Source organism: Methylotuvimicrobium sp. KM1 (assembly GCF_044788715.1).
In the GTDB taxonomy this organism is placed as follows: Bacteria; Pseudomonadota; Gammaproteobacteria; order Methylococcales; family Methylomonadaceae; genus Methylotuvimicrobium.
On sequence record NZ_CP173170.1, the window covers coordinates 985,701 to 1,010,606 of the forward strand.

20 protein-coding genes are annotated in these 24,906 nt (G+C 48.3%); 16 read left to right on the forward strand and 4 right to left on the reverse strand.

Going from position 1 to position 24,906, the window contains the following annotated elements; genetic code table 11:
- The first annotated feature begins 141 nt into the window (after positions 1–141).
- Entirely contained in the window at positions 142–3,636 is a 3,495-nt protein-coding gene (gene dnaE / locus ACINK7_RS04325; RefSeq protein ID WP_404360068.1) for a DNA polymerase III subunit alpha, read from the forward strand.
- 311 nt (positions 3,637–3,947) lie between these two features.
- Here dnaE and ACINK7_RS04330 read toward each other — a convergent pair whose 3' ends face one another.
- On the reverse strand, positions 3,948–6,137 hold the full coding sequence (locus ACINK7_RS04330; RefSeq protein ID WP_404360069.1) for an Rne/Rng family ribonuclease: 2,190 nt from the start codon (positions 6,135–6,137) through the stop codon (positions 3,948–3,950).
- 518 nt (positions 6,138–6,655) lie between these two features.
- On the opposite strand from ACINK7_RS04330, the gene rluC reads away from it, so the two are divergent.
- The 6 genes from rluC to radA all read left to right on the forward strand — a co-directional run bounded on the left by rluC (position 6,656) and on the right by radA (position 11,916).
- Positions 6,656–7,615 (forward strand): 23S rRNA pseudouridine(955/2504/2580) synthase RluC, encoded by a 960-nt coding sequence (gene rluC, locus ACINK7_RS04335; protein ID WP_404360070.1) that lies wholly within the window; start codon positions 6,656–6,658, stop codon positions 7,613–7,615.
- A 172-nt stretch (positions 7,616–7,787) separates the two neighbouring features.
- Complete coding sequence (locus ACINK7_RS04340; RefSeq protein ID WP_404360071.1) at positions 7,788–8,441, forward strand: HAD-IA family hydrolase; 654 nt, start codon at positions 7,788–7,790, stop codon at positions 8,439–8,441.
- 9 nt (positions 8,442–8,450) lie between these two features.
- Entirely contained in the window at positions 8,451–9,434 is a 984-nt protein-coding gene (sppA, locus tag ACINK7_RS04345; RefSeq protein WP_404360072.1) for a signal peptide peptidase SppA, read from the forward strand.
- 108 nt (positions 9,435–9,542) lie between these two features.
- Entirely contained in the window at positions 9,543–9,809 is a 267-nt protein-coding gene (locus tag ACINK7_RS04350) for a PepSY domain-containing protein (RefSeq protein ID WP_404360073.1), read from the forward strand.
- Positions 9,810–9,822: 13 nt separating this feature from the next.
- Entirely contained in the window at positions 9,823–10,494 is a 672-nt protein-coding gene (locus ACINK7_RS04355) for a response regulator transcription factor (RefSeq protein ID WP_125218403.1), read from the forward strand.
- A gap of 39 nt (positions 10,495–10,533) precedes the next feature.
- The gene (gene radA / locus ACINK7_RS04360; protein WP_404360074.1) at positions 10,534–11,916 is read left to right on the forward strand and encodes a DNA repair protein RadA; all 1,383 of its coding nucleotides are present in this window, start codon (positions 10,534–10,536) and stop codon (positions 11,914–11,916) included.
- A gap of 147 nt (positions 11,917–12,063) precedes the next feature.
- Here radA and ACINK7_RS04365 read toward each other — a convergent pair whose 3' ends face one another.
- The 3 genes from ACINK7_RS04365 to ACINK7_RS04375 form a co-directional block, all read right to left on the reverse strand.
- On the reverse strand, positions 12,064–12,441 hold the full coding sequence (locus tag ACINK7_RS04365) for a PilZ domain-containing protein (protein WP_404360075.1): 378 nt from the start codon (positions 12,439–12,441) through the stop codon (positions 12,064–12,066).
- Complete coding sequence (locus ACINK7_RS04370) at positions 12,438–13,073, reverse strand: FHA domain-containing protein (RefSeq protein ID WP_404360076.1); 636 nt, start codon at positions 13,071–13,073, stop codon at positions 12,438–12,440. The genes ACINK7_RS04365 and ACINK7_RS04370 overlap by 4 nt, the downstream gene beginning before the upstream one ends.
- A gap of 71 nt (positions 13,074–13,144) precedes the next feature.
- Positions 13,145–14,401 carry an HlyC/CorC family transporter gene (locus ACINK7_RS04375; protein WP_404360077.1) on the reverse strand — a complete coding sequence of 419 codons (1,257 nt, stop codon included), beginning with the start codon at positions 14,399–14,401 and terminating at the stop codon, positions 13,145–13,147.
- Positions 14,402–14,931: 530 nt separating this feature from the next.
- On the opposite strand from ACINK7_RS04375, the gene ACINK7_RS04380 reads away from it, so the two are divergent.
- From ACINK7_RS04380 to fliJ, 9 genes are all read left to right on the forward strand, one after another.
- On the forward strand, positions 14,932–16,383 hold the full coding sequence (locus tag ACINK7_RS04380) for a sigma-54 dependent transcriptional regulator (RefSeq protein ID WP_404360078.1): 1,452 nt from the start codon (positions 14,932–14,934) through the stop codon (positions 16,381–16,383).
- A gap of 120 nt (positions 16,384–16,503) precedes the next feature.
- Positions 16,504–17,748 carry a sensor histidine kinase gene (locus tag ACINK7_RS04385; RefSeq protein WP_404360079.1) on the forward strand — a complete coding sequence of 415 codons (1,245 nt, stop codon included), beginning with the start codon at positions 16,504–16,506 and terminating at the stop codon, positions 17,746–17,748.
- On the forward strand, positions 17,735–19,099 hold the full coding sequence (locus tag ACINK7_RS04390; RefSeq protein WP_404361411.1) for a sigma-54-dependent transcriptional regulator: 1,365 nt from the start codon (positions 17,735–17,737) through the stop codon (positions 19,097–19,099). The genes ACINK7_RS04385 and ACINK7_RS04390 overlap by 14 nt, the downstream gene beginning before the upstream one ends.
- Before the next feature lie 56 nt (positions 19,100–19,155).
- On the forward strand, positions 19,156–19,479 hold the full coding sequence (fliE, locus tag ACINK7_RS04395) for a flagellar hook-basal body complex protein FliE (RefSeq protein WP_404360080.1): 324 nt from the start codon (positions 19,156–19,158) through the stop codon (positions 19,477–19,479).
- Between the two features lie 17 nt (positions 19,480–19,496).
- Entirely contained in the window at positions 19,497–21,245 is a 1,749-nt protein-coding gene (fliF, locus tag ACINK7_RS04400) for a flagellar basal-body MS-ring/collar protein FliF (protein WP_404360081.1), read from the forward strand.
- Positions 21,238–22,248: a flagellar motor switch protein FliG gene (fliG, locus tag ACINK7_RS04405; protein ID WP_404360082.1), complete on the forward strand. Its 1,011-nt coding sequence runs from the start codon at positions 21,238–21,240 to the stop codon at positions 22,246–22,248. Before fliF ends, fliG begins: the two co-directional genes overlap by 8 nt.
- Complete coding sequence (locus ACINK7_RS04410) at positions 22,235–22,954, forward strand: flagellar assembly protein FliH (RefSeq protein WP_404360083.1); 720 nt, start codon at positions 22,235–22,237, stop codon at positions 22,952–22,954. The genes fliG and ACINK7_RS04410 overlap by 14 nt, the downstream gene beginning before the upstream one ends.
- A complete protein-coding gene (gene fliI / locus ACINK7_RS04415) occupies positions 22,951–24,309 on the forward strand; it encodes a flagellar protein export ATPase FliI (protein ID WP_404360084.1) in 1,359 nt (452 codons plus the stop codon). Before ACINK7_RS04410 ends, fliI begins: the two co-directional genes overlap by 4 nt.
- A gap of 139 nt (positions 24,310–24,448) precedes the next feature.
- On the forward strand, positions 24,449–24,901 hold the full coding sequence (fliJ, locus tag ACINK7_RS04420) for a flagellar export protein FliJ (RefSeq protein ID WP_404360085.1): 453 nt from the start codon (positions 24,449–24,451) through the stop codon (positions 24,899–24,901).
- The last annotated feature ends 5 nt before the right edge of the window (positions 24,902–24,906 follow it).

Below are 24,906 nucleotides of genomic sequence, written 5' to 3' on the forward strand. Positions count from 1 at the left end.
TTATAGAACCTAAATGGGCTTATTCACCCGGCTCCGAAATAAGGTATAAAATCTATTTCGCGTTATTAAGTTCATGGCTAGCAGAGCTTAAGCTCCCTCAAATCTCCGCGCCTCTGCGCCGCGCGATAATACCCCATCCACATGCAACCTTCATTCGTTCATCTTAGACTTCATACCGAATTTTCCCTGGTCGACGGCATTGTTCGAATCAAGCCGCTGATTAAAGCCTTGGCCGACATGAACATGCCGGCCGTCGCAGTCACCGAACAATCCAATCTTTTTTCGTTGGTCAAGTTCTACCGAGCAGCACTTGGGCAAGGGATAAAACCCGTTTCCGGCGCCGATGTGCACATCTTCAATCCAGACGATCCGTCATCGCCTTATTGCTTAACGCTGTTGGCTAAAAACCTTAATGGTTATACGACGCTGACCGAATTGATTTCAAAGTCCTATCAGGAGGGGCAGCATCAAGGCGTGCCTATGGTGCAGCGTGAATGGATCGCCGACAATCATAATGGGCTGATCGTCTTATCAGGAGCCATGAGCGGCGATATCGGCAGGGCCTTGTTGGCGGAAAATGTCGACGAGGCCAAACGCCTGGCCGAGGGATGGAGTCATTTATTCGAAGATTCCTTTTATCTCGAGTTGCAACGTGTCGGTAAAGCCGAGGAAGAACGCTATGTGGCGGCGGCTGTCGATTTAGCTCAACAAATGGATTTGCCGGTCGTCGCGACTAATGATGTCCGGTTTATTCGTCCGGAGGATTTCGATGCGCATGAAGTCAGGGTGTGTATTCATCAAGGACGGGTTTTGGATGACAATCGGCGGCCGAAAGATTATACCAATCAGCAATATCTGCGTAGCAGTGAAGAAATGCAGGAGCTGTTCGCCGATATTCCCGAAGCCTTGGAAAATTCGGTCGAAATCGCCAAGCGATGTAATCTGGAGTTGACCCTCGGCGAAAATTATTTACCCGACTTTCCGGTTCCGGAAGGTATGACAATCGATGATTATCTAATCGAAGTGTCCCGCCAGGGGCTCGAAGAACGCTTTCAACAACATTCGGCTTTCGGCTCAGGTAGCGAAGAAGAAAACCGCCGGGTTTATCACGACAGGCTCGAGACCGAGCTGAAAGTGATTACGCAGATGGGGTTTCCGGGCTACTTTCTGATAGTTGCCGACTTCATCCAATGGGCCAAGAACAACGCGATTCCGGTTGGGCCGGGCAGGGGGTCGGGCGCGGGCTCGCTGGTTGCTTATGTATTGAAAATCACCGATCTCGATCCGATCGAATTCGACTTATTATTCGAACGCTTCTTGAATCCGGAGCGGGTTTCGATGCCCGACTTCGATGTCGATTTCTGCATGGACCGGCGCGATGAAGTCATCGACTATGTTGCGCGGCATTATGGTCGCGACCATGTTGCGCAGATCATTACCTATGGTTCGATGGCGGCAAAAGCGGTAGTGCGCGATGTCGGCCGGGTGCTTGGCTTTTCCTACGGCTTCGTCGACCGCTTGGCGAAACTGATTCCGTTCGAAATCGGCATGACGCTGATCAAGGCGCTGCAGGATAGCCCCGATCTCAAGCAGTTGTACGAGAACGAAGAGGAGGTCAAAACGCTGATCGACATGGCGAAATCGCTCGAGGGGATTTCGCGTAATGCCGGTAAACATGCCGGGGGGGTAGTCATTTCGCCGACCAAGTTGACCGATTTTACGCCGCTTTATTGCGAGCAGGGCGGCGGCAATCTGGTCACGCAATTCGACAAGGACGATGTCGAGGCTGTCGGTCTGGTCAAGTTCGACTTTTTGGGGCTTCGGACGCTGACGATCATCGATTGGGCGCTCGAGACGATCAATCGAAAAAAACAGCAAATAGGCGAAGCTATCGTCGATATTAGCACGATTCCGCGCGACGATTCGGCCTCCTATGAACTATTGAAGAAAGCGCAGACGACCGCGGTATTCCAGTTAGAGTCGCGCGGCATGAAAGAGTTGATCAAAAAGCTCAAGCCCGATTGTTTCGACGATATCATCGCCTTGGTGGCTTTGTTTCGGCCCGGTCCGCTCGAGTCTGGCATGGTCGACGATTACATCAACGTCAAGCACGGTGCAAAAGCCGAATATGCCCACCCCATGTTGGAACCGATTCTTAAATCGACCAACGGCGTTATTCTGTATCAAGAGCAGGTCATGCAGATCGCTCGTGAACTGGCCGGCTATACCCTCGGTGGTGCGGACATGCTGCGTCGCGCGATGGGTAAGAAAAAACCCGAGGAGATGGCCAAGCAGCGCGAAATTTTCACAGAAGGTGCGGTCGCGAATAACATCGAGGAAAGCGTCGCGACTTATATCTTCGATTTGATGGAAAAATTCGCCGGCTACGGTTTCAATAAATCGCATTCGGCAGCCTATGCCTTGGTCGCTTATCAAACCGCCTGGCTGAAGGCGCATTATCCTGCCGAGTTTATGGCGGCGGTGCTGTCTTCCGATATGGACAATACCGATAAAGTCGTGGTGTTGATTGAAGAATGCCGCGAAATGAAATTGGCTATTTGCCCGCCCGATCTCAACGAATCGAATTATCGTTTCACGGTCAACGACAAAGGTCAAATCGTGTATGGAATCGGTGCAATCAAGGGGGTTGGCGAATCCGCGATCGAGGATTTATTAAAAGAACGCGAAGCTAACGGATCTTTTGCGGGGCTGTACGATTTATGCAAGCGCGTTGATTTGAGGAAGGTCAATCGTCGTGTGCTTGAGGCATTGATTAGGGCGGGTGCGTTCGATCGGATTGATGCCAATCGAGCGGCGCATTTGGCGGAATTGCCTATTGCGTTACGGGTGGCCGAACAGTACGGCAAGATGGCCCAAACCGGACAAAACGACTTGTTCGGTTTGGGCATGCCCGATGAGGACGATAAGATACAGGAGGACGTCTATACGACTCAAGCCGAGCCTTGGACCGAATCGGAGCGATTGGCCGCGGAAAAGCAGACCTTAGGCTTGTTCTTGACCGGACATCCGATTACGCAATACGAATCGGAATTAAAGCATATCGTGCATGGCAAGATTGCTAAGATCTTGGGTGATGTCGAGCGCACGCGAGGCAAGATGGAGGCACGCACCGCAGGATTGGTCGTGGAATTACGGACGCGGCAAAATAAAAACGGCAAAACGATGGGGTTTGCGACCTTGGATGATCGGTCCGGCCGTCTTGAATTGGCAATCTTCGGCGATAGTTACGAAAGATACCGCGATTTATTGTCCAAGGATGCGTTGCTGGTCGCAGAGGGCGGTGTTGCGATTGACGATTTTAGCGGCATGCTGAGGTTGACGGTCGATAAACTATACAGTATTGAAGACGCACGTAATCAATATGCCCGATGTCTTGCATTGCAGTGGGCGAATACCGATGAAGAGAGCGATGCGAGGTCGTTCGTTGATAAGCTCGATGAGACGTTGCAACCGTTCAAAGGCGGCTCTTGCCCTATTGTACTTGCTTATCGTTCCGTAACAGCCAAGTCATCGCTACAATTCGGCGATAAATGGCGCGTGCATCCGTCCGATGAATTGGTCGTTCGATTAAAGCGTTTGTTGGGGGCGGATGGCGTTGAGGTTAGGTATAGGTGAAAGGTGAAAGGTGAAAGGTGAAAGGTGAGCCCCTTTTTCTGGATGTTTGGGGGGTATACTGGAAATCGTTCAGTTTCATTGAAGTTAGGATTTGGTCATAAATAACTTCCCTATTTTTAATGCAAGGTAAGCGAGTTACCGAACCCGCTACAAAACTTTTATAGCTCCAGGAAGTTATTTTTCACGAAATCCTTAAGGGCTGCCGTGGCTCCGGGACTTTATGTGCTAATGCCGAATTTTAGCTGCGATATAGAAATCACGGTTGCCAAAGGCTTTGGCCCGGCAACCGTGAGTTTAAAAGGGATTAATGTTTAGGCGTCTGATTCGCTTTCGGATTTAACAACGGGTTTGCTGTCGGTATTGTTGTCCGGTTTAGCGGCGGTAGCGTCCTGTTCACGGCGAGGCTTCTCGTCTTGTGTTTTAACCACTTCTGCCGATTTCGGGCTTTCATCGGCTTGAGTCGGAACATTCGGTCCGCTGGTTTCGCTCTGTTGTGAGGATTCCGGTTTTCTGTAATTCGGGTTCCGAGGGCGGCGTCGATTCGGGCCTCTTCTTCCATTTCTGGATGGCGATTTTTTTACCGGTTGTTCGACAGCTTCATTCGTAGTTTTGTCCGGCTCAACCGGTTGTTGAGCGACTTCTTCGGTAATGGTCTCTTTCTGTTCGTCAGGTTTTGTTTCACGCTTATTGACGGGTCTTTTAGGTCGGTTGTTTCGACTTCCCGGTCCACGTTTGTTATCGCGTTTTTTGCCCGGCGTTCTTTCTTCGCCTTCTTTTCGCTCCTGTTTTTTGGCTGGCTGGGGCATGGCCGGCGTTTCTTCTTTACCGCCGACCAATTTTTGCCAAAAGCGCTTAATCAGGCTGGCCGAGGTGTTGCGGTTTTGTACCGGCGCAGGTGCATCGGGTAGAAATTCCTTAATAGCCGCTTGTTCGGCTTTAGGTTTGATCTGTTGCGCGAATTCAGGAAGCGGAATATCTTCTTCCTTAATTTGTAGATAGCTAGGTTTTTCCTCGATCGCATCCTTGGCTTTGATCCGGTCGATCGTGTAAGCCGGCGTTTCCAGGTGTTTGCTCGGCAGAATCACGATGCCGACTTTTAATCGAGACTCGATCAATTCGATAGCTGGCCGCTTTTCATTGAGCAGGAAAGTCGCGCTTTCGATCGGCAAATGCGCGATGACTTTTTCGGTGCCGGGTTTCATCGCTTCTTCTTCCAGTACCCGCAACACTGCCAACGCGACCGATTCGACATTACGAATCGTCCCTTGGCCTTTGCAGCGAGGGCAGATCAGTTGCGTAGATTCACCTAGCGAAGGTCGAAGTCGTTGTCTAGACATTTCCAGCAAACCGAATCGCGAAATCCGGCTGGTTTGTATGCGAGCGCGATCGATTTTTAACGCATCGCGTAAGCGGTTTTCGACTGCGCGTTGATTTTTATTAGCCATCATATCGATGAAGTCGATAACGAACAAACCGCCCAAATCGCGAAGCCGTAGCTGACGAGCGATTTCATCGGCGGCTTCAAGGTTGGTATTCAAAGCGGTTTCTTCGATGTCGCTGCCTTTGGTCGCGCGTGCCGAGTTAATATCGATCGAGGTCAATGCTTCGGTATGATCGATCACGATCGAGCCGCCGGATGGCAGCGATACTTCGCGTCCGTAGGCGATTTCGATTTGCGATTCGATTTGATAGCGACTAAACAACGGTACCGAATCCTGATAGAGTTTCGCTTTGGACAAAAAGTGCGGCATGACCTGTTTCAAAAACTTTTGCACCAGGTGAAATGCTTCTTCCTTGTCGATCAGGATTTCATCAATGTTACCGCGTAGATGGTCGCGTAAGGCCCTGATGATGACATTGCTTTCTTGGAATATCAAAAAAGGTGCCGAGTGCTCGCTAGCCGAACGCTCGATCGCTTCCCAGAGTTGTAATAGATAATTCAAGTCCCATTGCAGTTCTTCGGCGCTCTTGCCGCATCCGGCGGTACGGACGATCAGGCCCATAGTGTCGGGAATCTCCAGCGCCGTCATAACTTCACGCAATTCATTTCGCGTATCGCCTTCAATGCGCCTGGAAATACCGCCGGCTTTCGGGTTGTTCGGCATCAATACCAAATAGGTTCCGGCGAGGCTGATGTAGGTGGTTAATGCCGCGCCTTTGTTTCCGCGTTCTTCTTTTTCGATTTGAACGACGATTTCTTGGCCTTCCTTGATTTGATCTTTGATCGATGCTCGTCCGCCTTCGGAGGTGTCTCCTTCCGCGCGTTGCCGGAAGTTCGGAGCGATTTCTTTAAATGGTAAAAAGCCGTGTTTTTCGGAGCCGTAATTCACGAAAGCGGCTTCTAGGCTGGGTTCGATACGGGTAATAATGCCTTTGTAAATGTTTGACTTTTTTTGTTCTTTTGAAGGGACTTCAATGTCAAAATCATAAAGTTTTTGACCATCTACCAAAGCGACACGCAGTTCTTCAGGTTGCGTGGCATTGATAAGCATTCTTTTCATTTAAGGTATCCTTGATTATTCCTGCTTAATTATTCCTGTCCCATGGTTAGAATTTTTTTAAGACATTCAGGTTGCACATCGGCGTTAGACCTTAGTATGGGCTGTTACGATGCCGCGGCCTTTAGGGTCGGGACGGATATTTGTGCCGTCCTATGATTGGCGGTCTCGCTTGCTTTCGTTCATTCGTTTAAGTTATGAAAAGCAAAAGAATATGCATTGTTTATTCAGCATGATTTATTCGATGCGAATAGATGTGCGCAAGCCTGTCTTCTTGTAAAATCCTTCCTAAACAGGAATTATTATATTTCGCTCATCACGGGTCGAACGATAAAACCCAAAATTCCAATGACTGAACAGTCGTTTAGTAACTGTTCAGCGAATAATTTTTTAGGGCTCCTAATCGCATAAGGCGGACGGAGCGTTTATTTTAGTTGTATAAACTGGCCTAATATATCAATGTTAACGGCACTCATCAATTTAAAGAATCATGTCATAAAATATACTGGTATCATTATTCGATGAAACCAGTACAGCAAGAAACGCATTCAGGCGTTCAATTTATTGAAGTTTTTGAAGAAAACTGCGATCAACGGCTTGATAACTTTTTGATTGCCAAGCTGAAAGGCGTGCCTAAAAGTCGGATTTATCGGATTGTTCGAAAGGGCGAGGTGCGCGTCAATAAGGGCCGTGTGGATGTAAAATATCGCTTAAAGGAGGGCGATGTCGTCAGAATTCCACCGATACGCGTTGCCGAGACCGAAAATGACGCATTTGTACCGCAATCATTAAGACACAGTCTAGAGCATGACATTTTGTATGAAGACGATGTGCTGTTGGTGCTCAATAAGCCGTCCGGTTTTGCCGTGCATGGCGGTAGCGGACTGGATTCTGCGGTCATCGAAGGGCTTAGGCAATTAAGACCTGCTGCGCCGTTTCTAGAGTTAGTGCACCGCTTGGATAGGGATACTTCCGGTTGTTTATTGATTGCGAAGAAAAGGAGTGCTTTGCGAAAACTGCATGAACTGTTTCGCGGCGACGATATTCAAAAAACCTATTTGGCCGTGTTAGCGGGTCGTTGGGCGCGAAAAAAGTTGGTGGTTACAGCCCCGTTGCAAAAAAATGTTAACAAAGGCGGCGAGCGTATGGTCGAAGTGAGTCGATCGGGAAAAGAAGCCGAAACTTTTTTCCGACGCATTAAGCTATTGCCTAATGCGACTTTGGTCGAAGCGTCACCTAAGACCGGACGAACACATCAGATTCGTGTTCATGCCGCCTGGCTAGGCCATCCCATCATCGGCGACGAGCGTTATGGCGACTTCGACGTTAATAAGGCGTTCAAAAAATTGGGTTTTAAGCGAATGTTTTTGCACGCTTACCGATTGGAATTCGTCCACCCTGTTACCGGTCAACGATTGCAGATTACCGCGCCCGTGCCGAAGCTAATGGAAGCATTAATTAACAATAATGATAATGACTAAGGAATATGCATAAAACAACTTCTCGAAACAGTAAGCTTTGTGGAGGTTCGGTGACTCGCTTAACAGGACGCCGTGAATACATCCCTGTAGGCTTGACGGCAGCTGTCCCTGCTGCCGACACCTGTCAATCGAGCCACCGACCCCCCCTTCCAACATTTGAAGAAGTTGTTTGATGTTCGTTCCTAAACGCTTTGATTTGATTATTTTTGATTGGGATGGAACACTGGTCAATACGATCGATTGGATCGTGCATTGTTTGCAGGATGCCGCTGTTCGTTGCCGTTTTGAGGTGCCTGAGGATCAAGCGGCAAAGGATGTGATCGGATTGAGCATCGATAATGCTGTTCGCCAGCTGTTCCCGGAAGCCGATAAGGACGCCAGGAATACGTTTATCGAGCATTACGGCAGGGCGTTTTTTGCCAAGCAGCTGAGCCGAGCCGATTTGTTTAAGGGCGTGTTCGATATGCTAAATGTCCTGAGAACCAATGGTTATCGATTGGCGGTGGCTACTGGAAAGGGTCGGAAAGGCTTGCAGAAGGCTCTCATGCAAACCGGTACCGAGCATTTGTTCGACATCACTCGTTGCGCCGACGAAACCGCGTCCAAGCCGGCTCCTGTCATGTTGCAAGAAATCATCGATTGCCTCGAAATTCCGGCCGAACGAGCCTTGATGGTCGGCGATTCGATTCATGATTTGCAAATGGCTCGTAATGCGGGAATTGTTTCGGCGGCCGTTGCTTGCGGTGCGCATAGTCCGGAACTGTTACGGCAATACGGCCCTCTATTTAATTTGGCACAAACATCACAATTACTGAAATTTATTTGAGGTTAACAAGTGGAAAGCAATAATGACAGCCAGGCCGTTTCTAAATCGGAACGGAAAGACGGTTGGGAGCGGGAAACGATAGAAAAATTAGCTTTTGCGGCGATAACGGAACAAAGAAGAGCAAGGCGCTGGGGCATTTTTTTCAAAATGCTGACTTTTTTGTATTTGGTCGCCATTTTTGCGGCAATTATGTTTCCAAAGTGGAAGGACGACATCGGGATGGGGTTGGACATTAAGGGGCATACCGCGGTGATCGATGTGGTCGGCATGATTGCCGAGGATAAGGATGCCAATGCGGGCCGCATTATCAAGGGGCTGCGTCAAGCCGCGAAAGACAATAGTACGCGCGGCATCATTCTGAATGTCAATTCACCGGGTGGGAGCCCTGTGCAATCGGACTATATCTTTCATGAAATCAGGGAATTGAAGAAAGAATATCCCGACTTGCCGATTATATCGGTCGTGGGGGATATCTGTGCGTCCGGCGGCTATTACGTCGCTTCGGCAGCCGATAAAATTTATGTGAATCAAGCCAGCCTGATCGGTTCGATCGGCGTGTTGATGAATGGTTTCGGCTTTGTCGATACGCTCGATAAGCTGGGGGTAGAACGACGTCTACTAACGTCCGGGGAACATAAAGGTATGCTCGATCCTTTTTTACCGGTAGATGAAGAAGAAATTCAGCATATGCAGAAATTGCTCGGCCAAGTGCACCAGCAATTTATCGATGCGGTAAAAGAAGGACGAGGAACACGTTTAAAGGAGACTGACTTGATATTTTCCGGTATGGTTTGGACCGGGAAAGAGGGGGTTGAATTGGGCTTGGCCGACGATTTCGGTAGTGCTAATTATGTTGCCAAGCATGTTATCGGCGCCGAAAAATTGGTTAATTTTACGCCGCCCGAGCGCTTACTCGATAAGTTGGCGGGTAGAATCGGTGCGTCGTTCGGTAAGTCGCTAGGCGTCTTTAGCGAAAAAATGCTGATTCAATAACCTTTTATTCAGTAAGGGTTCAGATGAACCCTTTAAGCTCGGTCTACTTCATTGCCTTGGTCGCTTTTAAGGCAAATGCGAATATTAATTTAAGGTGCTGGATTAGCAATGACAAATTTAATCAAAGTGGTATTGATGGCCGCATTATTACCTGTCTCGGTTTCATTCGGGGGCGAACTTATGGTCGCGATGGTAAGTTTGGATGAAGCGACCAAGCAAGTTCGTCAGGATAGCAGAGTCAAAGTGCTGGGGGCTAAAACCGAATCGATTGAAGACCGAAAGGTTCATGTCATCAAAATCCTGACACCCGACGGCAGAATACAATATCAGCGTATCGATGCCGAAACAGGGCGATTATTAGGTAGGGATAGGTAAAAGGGAGTGACTGATGCGTATTTTAGTCGTTGAAGACGAATTAATTCTGTGCGAACAAATCAAAAAATTTTTGACCGATAAGGGCTTTGCCGTCGATACGGCTAATAAAGGCAGTGACGGTTATTATTTGGGTAAGGAATACCCGATCGATGCGGCCATCGTTGATATAGGTCTTCCCGATTTTTCAGGTATCGAATTGATTAAACGTTTGCGTAAAGATGAGGTGGTTATCCCAATATTGATCTTGACCGCAAGAAGCCGCTGGCAGGAAAAGGTGGAAGGCCTTGAAGCCGGCGCCGATGATTATTTAGTCAAACCTTTTCATTACGAAGAATTGTTAGCTCGTCTCAATGCCTTGATTAGGCGCTCCGGAGGCAAGGCCCATCCTGTTTTAAAGCACGCGAACATCGAGTTGGATACTGCCGCACAAGAGGTCAGGGTATCCGGCGAGAGGCTCGAATTGACCGCGTTTGAATACAAAGTGCTTGAGTACCTGATGTTTCGTAAAGGCGAAGTCATATCAAAGTCGGTATTGACTGAACATATTTATGAAGAGGATTTCGATCGGGATAGTAATGTGATCGAAGTCTTTATTGGTCGTTTAAGAAAAAAGCTTGATCCCGACGGGACAAGTAAGCCGATCGAAACATTGCGCGGGCGCGGTTATCGTATCCCACAAGAGTAGGGCTAAGCAGGCTGTTGCTTGCATAATTTTTCATCCGATATGAGTAAAAAAACGAAAACAGCCTTCGTATGCGAGGAGTGCGGCGCCGATTATCCTCGCTGGAACGGGCAATGCACGGCCTGTGGAGCCTGGAATTCCATTAAAGAAGTGCGGCTGGGTGCAGGCAAATCCGAGCGGAATAAAAGAACGGATGGCTATTCCGGGATTAGGTCGTCCGTGCAAGCATTGTCCGATGTTGATTTGGCTCAGGCGGAGCGACTGTCGACCGGGATTTCCGAGTTCGATCGAGTTTTGGGAGGCGGTGTTGTCAGAGGCAGCGTAACGCTGATCGGCGGCGCGCCGGGAGCCGGAAAGAGTACCATATTGCTCCAGGCAATTGCCGATATGGCCCGACGCGGGATTGATGTTCTCTATGTTTCAGGCGAAGAGTCTTTGCAGCAAATCGCCGAGCGGGCCCACCGACTGAATGTGTCAGGCGAGCGGATCAACATGCTCGCGGAAACTTCGGTGCAGAACGTGTGCGATGTGCTGGACGAAATCAATCCGCAGGTTTTAGTGGTCGATTCGATACAGGTCATGTATACCCAAGAGACCGACTCGGCACCGGGTTCGGTCTCTCAAGTTAGGGAGTCGGCAAGTTACCTGACTCAATATGCCAAGCGGCATAATGTTTCGGTGTTTTTGGTCGGGCATGTCACGAAGGATCAGTCGTTAGCGGGGCCGATGACGCTCAGTCATATTGTCGATACCCAAGTGGTCTTGTCGTCGACTAACGATGCTCGATTTAGAGTGCTTAGAGCCGATAAGAATCGTTTCGGTAGTGTTGGCGAATTGGGTTTTTTTGCGATGGACAGTACCGGTCTCAAAGAGGTTAAAAACCCTTCCGCGATGTTTCTAAACCGGGCCGAAAAGCCGTCCTCGGGCAGTGTTGTGACTGTGTTGTGGGAGGGGACTCGGCCACTGTTAGTTGAAATTCAAGCATTGGTCACCGAGTGTCAATACGGAAATCCACGACGCTTGGCAGTAGGCTTCGATCAGAACCGTTTGGCGATGTTGCTGGCGATATTATCGAGACACGGCGGTATATTTACCGCCAATGATGAAATTTATGCGAATGTGGTCGGCGGCATCAAGGTTACCGAAACCAGTTCCGATTTGGCGATTGTGGTCGGGATCGTATCCAGCTTGAAAGATAGAATCATTCCGCATGATACATTTTTTTTCGGAGAGCTGGGTTTGAATGGCGAAATTAGACCGGTTGCGAACGGTTTGGCGCGAATCAACGATGCGGCCAAGCACGGCTTTAAGAAGGCGGTGGTTCCGAAGAGTAATGCCCCTAAAAAAGCTATCGAAGGTTTAAGGATTTACCCGGTTGCTAATTTGGCCGAGGCATTGGATGTATTAGGTGAGGTTGAATGCTAATACTCCCTTTTGATCCAAAAACCGTCGAAGAATAAAAGGTATGGGATGTGACTATCGAGGGCCGCCGTTCACCCAGGCGCCGAATTTTGATCTACGACGAGTATAAAGGGAGTAACTTGTTCTGCGCGCTTATAGCCTGGAGGCTACTCAAGGCTCGAGCTCGCTCAGCGCAAGTAAGTCTCGTTCCAATAATTCACTATCGCCAAGGTTCAATTCAACGAGGCGTCTCAGGTGTGTGATGCTATCGATGTCGATGTGTTCGCATTTAAATCCGGCAGTGTCATCGACGATATGCGATATGCTTAGCGCCATTGCAATGGTGTAGTCCTCGGAAAGGCTGAATGTGAGCATATAAATCTTATCCAAGTCGCCTTGCCACGGGCCATCGAATCGAAGCAGGCAACCCTTCAATGAAAGGTCGACCAGTCTGCACGGCTGTTTTATTTCGTCGCAGCTCAATTGTGCAGGGGTGTCGTAAAAAATACGATGATAACGGCGTTTGTCGGTGGGTGAGGTGGTCTTCATTTATTTGGATTTTGAAAAAACTGTAGGGTGGTATTATCGATGACAATCAGGTCGTTGTTATTCAGTTTTACGGTTTTATCGCCCAAGGGCTGATTATTGATCGTCATGCTCGAATTGTTTTCCAGCGACGAAATGAAGTAACCTTCTTTTCGTCGGGCGATAACGGCAATTCCTCCGCCGTTTCGTCCTAACCGAGTCATGGCTTTTTTCATGGGGAGAATTCTTCCGATATGCTGTCCGTCCATGACCTGAAGGTTAGCTTCGGGCAGGTTCAGGTTTTGCCCGATTTCTTGATTCAGCTGGCTAACCTCGGGGCTTTCGTGCTTGGGTATTTCAGCCACCGACTCTGTGGTATTGAATATCAGGGAATATTTTCCAAGGGTAATGCGGTCGTTATTATTAAGAAGGGATTCTTTAAGCTTTTCGCCATTGACGATCAATGGAAAATCATCGTTGAGTTGTTTGATTAGGCAACCGTTTTGCTTAATGATCGCGGCAGCATGTGCTGGAGCTACCGCCAAGCTGTTGAGTGTCAGATCATTGCTTTCGTCGCGACCGATATGCATAACGCCCGATTCAAACAATACCGAATCGATCGCTTTATCTTTGAAAAAAACGGTGAATTTTGCCATGGTATCCGCGAGTACTTAACTATCAGACATAAAGTATAGACCGTATTAATTCTGTTGCCCAAAAAATAGTGTTAATGATGACCTGTCTTGAACGGAAGAAATTTGACTTGTGTGACTGAGTTTTTGTTACGTTTGATGATCTCCACCGGATAGCCGTGCAATTTTAAGCTGGTTCCCGGTTCCGGGATGGTTTCCATGAACTCGATAATCAATCCGTTGATTGTTTTAGGGCCTTCGGTAGGGAGCTCCCAATTGGCGATGCGGTTTAATTCCCGTACGGTCAAGCTGGCATCGACCAGGTAACTGCCGTCGGATTGCTTGAAGACACCCAAGTCCTCGTTGACCAATTCGCCCACGATTTCTTGCAATAAATCTTCTAGTGTAACTAGCCCTAAAACATCGCCGTACTCATCTACAACCAGTCCGATACGGATCCTTTCGTTCTTGAAATATTGCATTTGCGTGTGTAAAGGCGTGTTTTCAGGAATGAAATAAGGCTTGATAAGGTTTTTGGTAATATGTTGCTTGTCGAATTCAGGCTGCTGTGTGAACGACAGCGCCGTTCGTAAATGCAAAAAGCCGAGTACTCTATTGATGCTTTTTTTATAGACGGGTAAACGAGTATGTTTGCTATTTTGAAGGACCTCGATAATCGTTTCTATAGGGTCTTCTAAGTCGATGCCGATGATTTCATTGCGCGGCGTCATAACATCTTCGATCGTAGCGGACTCCAAGTTCAAAATACTCAGCATCATGTTGTGATAACGGGTGGGCATTAAGCTATCGGCCTCCGACACGATGCTTCTAAGTTCTTCTTTATTAATGGTTTCTTGTCTGTTTATTGAGACATGAATGCCGAATATTCTAAGTAATAGGTTGCAGATGAGATTGACGACCCAAACGATCGGATAAAATATTTTTAATAACGGTACATAAATCCATGCGGATAGAAAAGCCAACGATTCAGGTCTGATCGCGGCTAAAGTCTTTGGCGTCACTTCGGAAAAGATTAAAATGGCCAAGGTCAGCGCGCCGGCGCCGATGGCAATGGCCGATTCACCGCCCAAGCGAATGGAAATGACGGTAACAATAGAAGAAGCTAGGACGTTAACGAAATTGTTACCCAATAATATTAGTCCGATCAGGCGATCGGGACGCTTGAGAAGTTTGTGAGCTTTAGTTGCCCCGCGATGGCGTTTTTTTACCAAATGTTTCAGCCGATAACGGTTGAGAGTCATTAGGGCTGTTTCCGATCCGGAAAAAAACGCAGAGAGTAAAAGAAGAATTGCCAGTGTGCCGAAAAGTATACTAAGGGGAATATCGTTCAAGGGGGTACTCTAATTTTAAAAAACTGCTTTAGTTTCTCTAATAAGGAAATTTTGTCAAGTCTGAAACCGATGTTTTTGTTTTTTGCGCCCATGGGTTTGAAATCTTGACGATACAGCTTAGTTCGAACTGAAAAATCGTGTAATTTAGTAATGGTGGGCTTATGTTTGTCGAGGTGTTCATTGGGTGGGCTTAAACGCATAATTGCTAACTATACCATCGAAGATCAAAATTCGGCACCGGGGTGCTCGATCCCTCCTTAGACACTGCCGAAATATGAAGTGCGAAAGGTATAAACAAAAAATGTATAGGATTTTTTTACAATGGCTTGGTTTTAGATGGTGCAATTCATATCGTTTGCCATGAATTGTTAAGGATTTTTTATCAAAATAGGCTAATCTTCTTACCGCATGAAGATGATTTTTTTGGCATCATGCGAAAAAACCTTCATTCTACGTATTTTCTAGTCCAAATTTTAGAGCGCGGGATACTCGCGCAAAGATAGACGGATATTTCAGGTAAAAAAAGAATTATGGCTTGGCCGTGTATTTTATTGATCGATGACAATCAAACCAGAGCGCTTCAATTCAAAGCGGTATTTGAATTTATGGAGCATCGGGTGGAAATGGCTCTTCCAGTCGCTATTACCGAGGGTATCGAACGTTGCGGCGAAGATTTAATTGCCGTTTTTATTGGCGATTCGATCGATAAGCAAGCTTCGGTTATAAAATCCGTTTTGGAGAAGACCGAGCGAGCGCCGGTGGTTTTGTTGAAAAATAAGAATGTTGCCGGGGCGCTGCCTACGGCAGTCGAAGATATGCTGTTTCAACATTTGGAATGGCCGATCACTCATGCCGCATTGAAGAAATTATTAGATGAAATATTAGCTTCGATCTATAACGGACAAATACCCCGCCATGCCCTTGATCGACGGGTTTACGACCGGCGTTTATCGTCGAAGCAACGTCTCAAAGGCAATAGCAAGGCGATTGTCAATGTGTGTAAACTCATTGATCAAGTTGCCGAGTCCGATGCGACAGTATTAATTCTGGGCGAATCGGGTACCGGTAAAGAAGTTGTCGCTAGGACTGTACATGACTGGTCGCTACGCAGCAAACAGCCATTCGTGCCGATTAATTGCGGTGCAATTCCGGGCGAATTGTTGGAGAGCGAGCTATTCGGGCATGAAAAAGGCGCTTTTACAGGTGCGTTGTCGACCCGGCAAGGCCGTTTTGAATTGGCCGAAGGCGGTACGTTATTTCTCGACGAGATCGGGGATATGCCGATGGCAATGCAAGTCAAGCTATTGCGAGTACTGCAAGAGCGGACATTCGAACGGGTCGGTAGCAATAAAACAATGCATTGTAACGTTCGTATCATTGCCGCGACGCATCGAAAATTGGATGACGAAATTAAAGAAAATCGATTTCGGGAGGATTTGTTTTACCGGTTGAACGTTTTTCCGATCGAAATGCCGGCATTGAGAGATAGGGCCGAGGATATACCTTTATTGGCAAAGGATTTGATAGCGAGAATGGCATCCGAAAATCGCGGTTCCGTGCGTTTGACCGATACGGCGATAGCGCTATTAATGCAACATCAATGGCCGGGTAATGTGAGGGAGCTGGCTAATTTGATCGAAAGACTCGCGATAATTAAGCCGAACGGTTTAATTGACGCAGAGGATTTGCCGGAAAAGTTTCAGCATTATGTGGTACCGGAGAACATAAAAATCGTTACGGAAGAGACATTCGAGCCGGAAGCGGTTCGCAAGAGTAACGACCCGGTGGGAGAAACCTCGGGAGTCCTTCAATTACCGAAGCAAGGTATCGATTTGAAGGAATATTTAAGCGACATGGAAAGCGATTTAATCCGTCAGGCTCTGGAAGAATGCAACGGCGTGGTTGCGCATGCCGCCAAGCGCTTGAAAATGCAGAGAACGACGCTAGTCGAAAAGCTTCGTAAATACGACCTGCAACGATAAAGTCGACAGCTTTTTGACGAAGGGAATGAGAGTCTGATGATAAGTCATTGAATATAAATATGAAATAAAGTGGTCCGTATTTTGCATTGAACTGATTGAGCCATCCGGAGCAATCAGTTTATGTCTTCATCAACGATTTCACAATCCCACAACAAAACCGAACAACTCGCCGATGCCTTTCGACTTTTTAACGAGTTGTCTCAAGATTTGACGGTTTCCTATCAAAATTTGGAACGGCAAGTCGCAAAGCTGAGTGACGAGTTAGCTGCAGCACGTAGCGAGAGACTTAAAACGCTATTGGAAAACGAGAAAATCGCGGCCCGTTTACGGCAAATACTCGCCGCTTTACCGGCCGGTATTTTGATTATCGATCCTTCCGGCAAAGTCGCCGATTATAATCCCACAGCGCTCGACTATTTAGATGAGCCATTATTGCAAAGGCCGTGGTCTGAAGTCGCCGGGCGCAGTCTTAAAGCGGTTTCCGAGAATCCCCACGAGCGACAATTGCCGAACGGTAAGCGTGTCGGCTTGAGTTATAACGCATTGACTGAAGGCGCGGGACAACTGGTCTTGTTATCCGACGTAAGCGAAATGCGGGCCCTGCAAGATTTGGTCGATCGGCAAAATAATTTATCGGCCATGGGGGAAATGATCGCGAGCTTGGCCCATCAAGTCAGAACGCCGTTATCAACCGCTATTTTGTATGCTTCGCAAATGTCAAGGCCCGGTTTAAGTGAGAACAAACGGCAACAATTTTCAAGCAAGATTCTCGAGCGCCTGCATTATTTAGAAAGACAGGTAAACGATATGCTGATTTTCGCGAAGGAAGGGCGTTTGTCGATGGCGACTTTCGCGCTGCATGACTTGCTCGGCAATGTCGAAGACTCAATGGCGGACCGCTTGGCGGCCTGCAACTCTGTTGAATTTAGCATCAACAATGAGGCGGGTTTCGAGATATTGACAGGTAACGAGCCGGCGTTACGTGGTGCGATTATGAATTTATTGAACAATGCCCTTGATGCCTGTGCCGGACAAGGTGTTGTTACGTTGACGGTGGTTCGGTCTTCGCGACAAAAACTTATCTTTACCGTTCGCGATACCGGGCCGGGTATTGAAAAAGCTCTTTATAAAAGGGTCTTTGAACCCTTTTATACCACAAAAAGCAGCGGCACAGGTTTAGGGCTTGCCGTTGTCGACAGCGTCGTTAGAGCGCATCACGGCAAGGTGAGTTGCGACTCGGTGCCGGGTATGGGGACTGTGTTTGAATTGGAATTGCCGATTGCCTGGGAGACGAAACCGGCGTTACCCGGTGGGTTTTCAGGAAGGCAAGCTAAGTTCGAGGAGTTATATGATGAAGCAATATGATGTATTGATTGTCGAAGATGATCCCGATCTATGCGAGGCGCTTTCGGATACGCTAGAACTTGAAGGATACCGGGTGTTAGCGGCGCATAATGGAACGGAAGCATTGGCAAAACTCGGGCGTAACAGAGTAAAGTTGGTTGTTAGCGACGTGCAAATGCCGGTGATGGACGGCTTCGAGCTGTTGCGCAACATACACGCTCTGCATCCGGGGCTTCCGGTATTGTTGATGACGGCTTATGGAACGGTGCCTAAAGCGGTAAGGGCGATGCAGGAAGGTGCAGTCGACTATTTGGTTAAGCCTTTCGAGGCTTCGGCTTTAATCGATAAAGTTGCCGCATTTGCTGTTGCCGATGCGCCGGCTGCGGATTTTACGATAGGGCAGGATCCGGCGATGCAAAAACTTTATCGTTTGATAGAGCGCGTTGCGCAAACCCATGTCACGGTGCTGTTGCAGGGAGAAAGCGGTACCGGTAAGGAAGTTGTTGCACGCGCCATACACGAGCAATCGCCGTATCGCGGCGGGTCCTTTGCCGCGGTCAATTGTGCCGCAATTCCGGACAATATGTTGGAAGCGATGTTGTTCGGCTACGAAAAAGGCGCTTTTACCGGCGCGGTGCAATCGATGCCGGGGAAATTCGAGCTGGCTCAGGATGGCACATTGCTGCTGGATGAAATAGCCGAGATGGATTTGGGTTTACAAGCTAAATTACTGCGCGTCTTACAGGAAAAAGAAGTGGAACGCATCGGTAGTCATAGAAAGATTGAATTGAACGTCAGAATTTTGGCGGCAACCAATCGAAAATTGAAGCAATCTGTCGAGCAGGGCTTATTTAGGGAAGATTTATATTATCGTTTGAGTGTATTTCCACTGAGGATACCGGCATTACGAGAGCGCCCCGGCGATATTGTGCCGTTGGCTATCGAGTTGTTGCGGCGTCATGGTTTCGACGCGGCATGTGAGGCCGTTTTCGATCGTGAAGCAATAGATAAAATGCAAGCTTATTCATGGCCGGGTAATGTAAGAGAACTGGAAAATGTGATGCAGCGAGCGTTGATTTTAAAAAGCAGTAAGCGAATCGTAGTAGAAGATTTAATCTTCGAGGAGAATGTAGATCTGCATGCCATGTCTGAAACCGTCATTGAAAACGCTTGTGTCGATAGCTCCGAAGACACGTCTTCTTTAGGCGATCAAGTGCGTTCGGCTGAGGAAAAAATGATCCTGCAGACGTTACTGACCGAAAACGGTAGCCGTAAAACCACGGCCGAAAAATTGGGTATTAGTCCTAGAACACTACGCTATAAAATTGCCAGAATGAAAGAATCCGGCATTGCTATTCCTTGTTCGGCCTGATGGCTCGAATAATGCTAGTTCTTTTGGAAGTCGTGTCGAAATAATTGAGAATGGTCATGAGTGAGATGAATGTCAATCAGGTGCTGGCACAAATGCGTCAGATGTCTATCGAGGCTGGGGCGGGTGTAAAGCCGCAAGCGTTGGAAAGTAGCGATCAGGCTAACTTCGCTTCGTTGTTGAAACAATCGATCGACTCGGTGAATACGCAGCAAGCAACAGCGAGTGCGATGTCGACAGCATTCGAAACCGGAGAATCAGATGCCAGCTTGGCTGAAATGATGGTAGCCATGCAAAAAGCCAGCGTGTCTTTTCAGGCCATGGTTCAGGTTAGAAATAAACTGGTCGATGCCTATAAAGATGTCATGAATATGCCGATATAGACAGGCAGTGAATTAAGATGAGCGAGCAAGGTGCAAATGAATTAGTCGGAACGTCCACTCCTCATGCAAGGGAAGTGGACACCGGTAATCCGTTGTTGAAAGGTTTGACTGGGCTGACAATGGCTCGTCAGATAGGTTTGATGCTCGGATTTGCTTTCAGCGTTGCCGTGGCCGTGGCGATCGTGCTGTGGTCGCAAGAACCCTCCTACAATTTATTGTTTGCCGGCATTGCCGAAAAAGATGCGGCGGAAATTATCGAGGCCTTAGATAAAGAGGGCGTTAAGTACAAAGTCGAGTCCGGTTCGGGAGCAATCATGGTCCCGGGGGCCGATGTTCGCGAATTAAAACTGAGACTGGCTGCCCAAGGCTTACCGCGCAGTACCAGCTTAGGTTACGAGCTACTCGATCAAGAGCAAGGCTTCGGTACCAGCAAGAATATTGAACAAATGCGTTTTCAGCGAGCATTGGAAGGTGAAATTGCGCGAACGATCATGACTATTCAAAGTGTTAAGGCGGCAAGGGTGATATTGGCGATGCCAAAACAGTCGGTATTCGTTAGGCAGCAGAAAAAACCCAGCGCCTCAGTCATGGTCAACCTATATCCCGGCAGAACCTTGGATAAAGGGCAAATCGAATCGATTATTCATCTAGTCGCTTCCAGCGTTCCCTTAATGGAAGCAGGGCAAGTGACGGTCGTCGATCAAACCGGGCGTTTACTCAATGCTAAAGGAACCGATTCCGATATCTCACTGACTTCAAAGCAGTTCGAATACAAGAAAAATATCGAAGAACATTTAATGGCGCGCATCGAAAATATTTTGACGCCATTGGTCGGCGCCAACGGTTTACGTACGCAAATATCGGCCGATGTCGACTTTTCCGTGACCGAAAGAACCCAAGAAATGTTTAACCCCGACCTGCCGGCGCTACGAAGTGAGCAGACTCAAGAGGATCTTAGTTCCATGGGAGCCATTCAGGGTGTGCCGGGGGCGTTGACTAACCAGCCGCCACCCGCCGGTATAGCGCCTGAAGTGGCAGCCGGTGAAGGTGCCGAAACGCCGGCGGAATCGTCAGGGTCTTCTAGCAAGAGTGCCACACGGAATTATGAACTCGATAAAACTATTACTCACACCCGTCTTGCCAGCGGTGTGCTCAAACGGTTGTCGGTGGCTGTGGTTGTCGATAACCGTTCTGTCGTTCGCGAAGATGGGAGTATCGCTAGCGAACCTTATCCTCAAGAAGATATCGTTCGCCTGAGCAACTTGGTCAGACAAGCGGTCGGTTTTGATAGTAGCCGCGGCGATCAAGTGACCGTATCCAATGTCGCATTCAAAGTGTCGGATGAATTCGAAGCATTGCCCGATGCGCCTCTTTGGGAGCAAGCTTGGATTATTGACGCCTTGAAACAGTTGGCGGCTGCGGTGGTTATTTTATTTTTGATTTTTGGCGTTCTAAAGCCGACCATGCAAGGGTTGATAGGCCGTACTGAAGAAGAACGGAAAGCCGCGGCATTAGCGCTGGCAAAAGCGGAAGCCGAAGCTATGGGCGGCGCTGTTGCATTCGACGAAAAAGGGGTGCCGTATGCGGTGCCTGCCGATGAAGCGGCAAGGCAGCAACTTGGCATGTCATCGGAGACCGAAGATCTGTTGTTATTGGAAGCACCTCAGAGTTACGAGAAACGATTGGAATATGTACAAAAATTGGTTGACGAAGACCCTCAATTAGTCGCGCAAATCCTTAAGAATTGGGCCAAGCAAGATGTCTGATAAGGAACTCGATTTAACTCAACCGCAACGGGCCGCGCTACTACTTTTAGCAGTGGGACAGGATCGTGCATCGGCGGTGCTGAAGCACATGGGGCCTAAAGAGGTGCAACTGATCGGGTCAACGATGGCGGGGCTTGGCGCTATTTCACCGGAAATGGTGGATGGCGTGCTTGAAGAATTCATTACGCGAATCAAGGATGAAACCGGCTTGGGAATTAATTCGGACGAATTTATTCGCAATATGCTGACTGGAGCCTTAGGCGCCGATAAGGCAGGGAGCATCATCGATAGGATTTTGCTCGGCGCCAACAGCAAAGGGATTGAGCAGTTGAAATGGTTGGATACGCGCTCGATAGCCGACCTCATCCGTTTGGAGCATCCGCAGATTGTTGCGATCATTTTATCGCTGTTGGATAGTGACCAGGCCGCCGATGTTTTAGCTTTATTACCGGAAAACATGCGTTCGGATATTCTGATGCGTATTGCGACGATGGAAGGTATACAGCCTGCGGCATTAAAGGAATTGGATGAAATCATGGAAAAACAATTGACGGGCAGCGATGGCATGAAATCGTCATCGGTCGGCGGCGTCGATACCGTGGCCAATATTCTGAACTTCATGGAAGGTTCGGTTAGTGAGCAGATCATGGAAGATATCAATGATAATAATGCCGTGTTGGGGCAGGAAATCATGGATAAGATGTTTGTCTTCGAGGATCTCTCGACAGTTGACGATAGAGGGATTCAGACGCTATTGCGAGAAATATCGACCGATCGGTTGCTACTGGCATTGCGTGGTGTCGATGACAGTTTGAAAGCCAAAATATTCGGCAATATGTCGCGTCGAGCTGCCGAAATGCTGAAAGACGATTTAGAGGCGGCGCCGCCGGCGAGACTCAGCGAGGTCGAATCGGCGCAGAAAGAAATACTCGGAATCGCGAAGAAGCTGGCCGATGCCGGAGAAATTATGTTAGGTAGCGGTAGCGGCGATGAGCTCGTCTAAACTGCCGGGTTTCACCGATGACGAACTGGATGCGTTGCGCCTTTGGGACATGCCCGATGTGTCGGGACGCGAACGCGCGAAATCTAGCGAAGGGAGTAAATCGCGCAGTCCACTGCTGACCGTTCAAGATATTGAAGCGATGCAACAGCAAGCCTATGAGGAAGCCTTCGCTAAAGGCAAAGAAGAGGGTTTTACGCAGGGTTACGAAGAAGGGCGGTCGAAAGGTTACGAGGAAGGTTTGAAAAAAGGGTATGACGAAAACGTGGATCGACTGCGCGAACAAGGTTTGCAATTAGCCGAAATATTGGAGACGCTCAGCGAACCTTTAAATGCACTGGATGAAGAAGTTGAAAAAGAGCTGGTGGATTTATCGATAGCGATAGCTAAACAGCTGGTTCGCCGAGAAATTAAATCGGATCCGGGGCAAATTGTGGCCACGGTTAGAGAAGCCGTCAATGTATTACCTATCGCAACGCGGGAAATAACACTAACTTTACATCCTGAAGATGCGGAATTGGTACGATCGGTGTTTTTGTTGAACGAACGTCCGGCGCCTTGGGATATCAAAGAGGATCCTCTGCTCAGTCGCGGCGGTTGCCATGTGGATGCGGAGCAGTCTCATGTGGATGCCTCGGTCGAAAGACGTCTGGCGGCCGTTATTGCTCAAGTGCTTGGTGATGAGCGGATTAGGGACGAAACATCATGAGGTCTACGCTAGATCGAAACGAGATTTGGCTTGGTAAGTTAAAACCTTACGCCAAGCGGTTGGTTCAGCCTCCGGAACTGATCGTCGAAGGCAAGTTATCCAGAATGGTTGGGTTGACACTCGAAGCTGTCGGTTGTAGGGCGCCCATCGGTTCTCGTTGTCAAGTGCAAACCAAAACGGGCAGGGTTATTGAAGCCGAAGTCGTCGGTTTTTCCGGCGATCGCTTATTTCTAATGCCGACAGGTGATCCTTATGGTTTGGAGCCGGACTGCCGCGTCATTCCGATGAACAAGGAATATTTGGCTAGAGTCGGTTTTAGCTTGCTGGGTCGAGTATTGGATGGGGCGGGTAATGCTCTGGATGGTAAGGGACCTTTGAAGACCGATGCGCAAGTGTCGTTAACCGGTGTTCCGGTCAATCCGCTTAGCCGAAAGCCGATTCGCGAAGTGCTCGATGTCGGTGTCAGAGCGATCAATGCTTTGTTGTGTGTAGGGCGAGGGCAAAGGATGGGCTTATTTGCCGGAACCGGCGTCGGCAAGAGCGTTTTGTTGGGGATGATGACTAAATTTACCAATGCCGACGTCGTCGTGGTAGGGCTTATTGGTGAACGGGGGCGTGAGGTTAACGAATTCGTACAAAAAATTCTGGGTGCCGAAGGGCTTAGTCGCTCTGTCGTTGTCGCGACGCCGGCAGACTATCCGCCATTGATGCGGGCGAATGGAGCGTTGCTGGCGACCAGTATTGCCGAGTATTTCCGCGATCAGGGTTTGGATGTTTTACTGCTGATGGATTCGTTGACTCGTTATGCTCAAGCCCATCGAGAAATCGCGCTCGCAATCGATGAACCGCCTGCTACTAAAGGTTACCCGCCTTCGGTATTTGCTAAGTTGCCTCGGTTAGTTGAGCGGGCAGGAAACGGCGATGAAGGAGGCGGTTCGATTACGGCTTTTTATACTGTATTGACCGAAGGGGACGATCCCAACGATCCTGTAGCCGACTCGGCTCGCGGCGTATTGGATGGGCACATCGTGCTAACTCGAGAGCTGGCGGAGTCCGGGCATTTTCCCGCGATCGATATCGAGGCATCGGTCAGTAGGGTTTTGCCGGATATCGTCGATGACGATCATTTACGAATGGTGCGCAAATTGAGAGGATTGTATTCGCTGTATCAGCAAAACAGAGACCTCATCAGCGTCGGCGCATACAAGCCCGGTTCAAATCCGAATATCGATTTGGCGATTGAGAAAATATCGGCAATTAGGAATTTTTTGCAACAAGACATGAATGAACCGGTGGACCTGAGTCGAAGTATCTTGGAATTGTCCGATTTGCTTGGGAATGAGGGTGAAAGGTGAAAGGGGAAAGGGGAAATTAGAGCTTGACAAGTGATTAAATGCCACACTATTCACCGCTAACCGCTAACCACTCCCTTTGTCAGGATAGTTGTTCAAGTTATTTGATGCGCGATTCTTAGCTACGGTAGTTATCAATAAAATGAAAAAATCCGAACGCCTGAAAACGATTGTCGAGTTGAATGTTGCCCAGGAAAAAAAAGCCTTGGAAACATTCGGGCAAGTGCAAAAAAAACAAGTTCAATTGCAAATGCAGCTCGATCATTTGATTAATTATCGTCAGGAATACCAGGAAAAATTCGACGCTTTCTGTAAAACCGGCGCTAGGGTCGGACAATTGCTGGAGTTTAGGTCTTTTTTGGATAAACTCGATCAAGCGATTAACGGACAAGAGCAAGCGCTGCATTCATTGGAAACGGAACTAAGTCGGGTGCGCGGAAATTGGATAGGACTGCATAATCGAACTAAGAGTCTTTCGAAATTATTTGACGCGGCGCAAGCCGATGAAGTTAAACAATTAGATAGGCGCGAACAAATCGAACAGGATGATAGAGTGGCTTCAGGGCGGCGCGGCGGCACGAAAAATGCTGGATAAATCCG

Bases quoted from the DNA above. Each gene is read 5' to 3' on its own strand.
- dnaE (WP_404360068.1), top strand. From the start codon at position 142: ATGCAACCTTCATTCGTTCATCTTAGACTTCATACCGAATTTTCCCTG.
- ACINK7_RS04340 (WP_404360071.1), top strand. From the start codon at position 7,788: ATGTTCGTTCCTAAACGCTTTGATTTGATTATTTTTGATTGGGATGGA.
- rluC (WP_404360070.1), top strand. From the start codon at position 6,656: ATGAAACCAGTACAGCAAGAAACGCATTCAGGCGTTCAATTTATTGAA.
- ACINK7_RS04370 (WP_404360076.1), bottom strand. From the start codon at position 13,073: ATGGCAAAATTCACCGTTTTTTTCAAAGATAAAGCGATCGATTCGGTA.
- fliE (WP_404360080.1), top strand. From the start codon at position 19,156: ATGAGTGAGATGAATGTCAATCAGGTGCTGGCACAAATGCGTCAGATG.
- ACINK7_RS04330 (WP_404360069.1), bottom strand. From the start codon at position 6,137: ATGAAAAGAATGCTTATCAATGCCACGCAACCTGAAGAACTGCGTGTC.
- fliF (WP_404360081.1), top strand. From the start codon at position 19,497: ATGAGCGAGCAAGGTGCAAATGAATTAGTCGGAACGTCCACTCCTCAT.
- ACINK7_RS04410 (WP_404360083.1), top strand. From the start codon at position 22,235: ATGAGCTCGTCTAAACTGCCGGGTTTCACCGATGACGAACTGGATGCG.
- fliI (WP_404360084.1), top strand. From the start codon at position 22,951: ATGAGGTCTACGCTAGATCGAAACGAGATTTGGCTTGGTAAGTTAAAA.
- ACINK7_RS04350 (WP_404360073.1), top strand. From the start codon at position 9,543: ATGACAAATTTAATCAAAGTGGTATTGATGGCCGCATTATTACCTGTC.
- ACINK7_RS04380 (WP_404360078.1), top strand. From the start codon at position 14,932: ATGGCTTGGCCGTGTATTTTATTGATCGATGACAATCAAACCAGAGCG.
- ACINK7_RS04365 (WP_404360075.1), bottom strand. From the start codon at position 12,441: ATGAAGACCACCTCACCCACCGACAAACGCCGTTATCATCGTATTTTT.
- fliJ (WP_404360085.1), top strand. From the start codon at position 24,449: ATGAAAAAATCCGAACGCCTGAAAACGATTGTCGAGTTGAATGTTGCC.
- ACINK7_RS04355 (WP_125218403.1), top strand. From the start codon at position 9,823: ATGCGTATTTTAGTCGTTGAAGACGAATTAATTCTGTGCGAACAAATC.
- radA (WP_404360074.1), top strand. From the start codon at position 10,534: ATGAGTAAAAAAACGAAAACAGCCTTCGTATGCGAGGAGTGCGGCGCC.
- fliG (WP_404360082.1), top strand. From the start codon at position 21,238: ATGTCTGATAAGGAACTCGATTTAACTCAACCGCAACGGGCCGCGCTA.
- ACINK7_RS04390 (WP_404361411.1), top strand. From the start codon at position 17,735: ATGAAGCAATATGATGTATTGATTGTCGAAGATGATCCCGATCTATGC.
- ACINK7_RS04385 (WP_404360079.1), top strand. From the start codon at position 16,504: ATGTCTTCATCAACGATTTCACAATCCCACAACAAAACCGAACAACTC.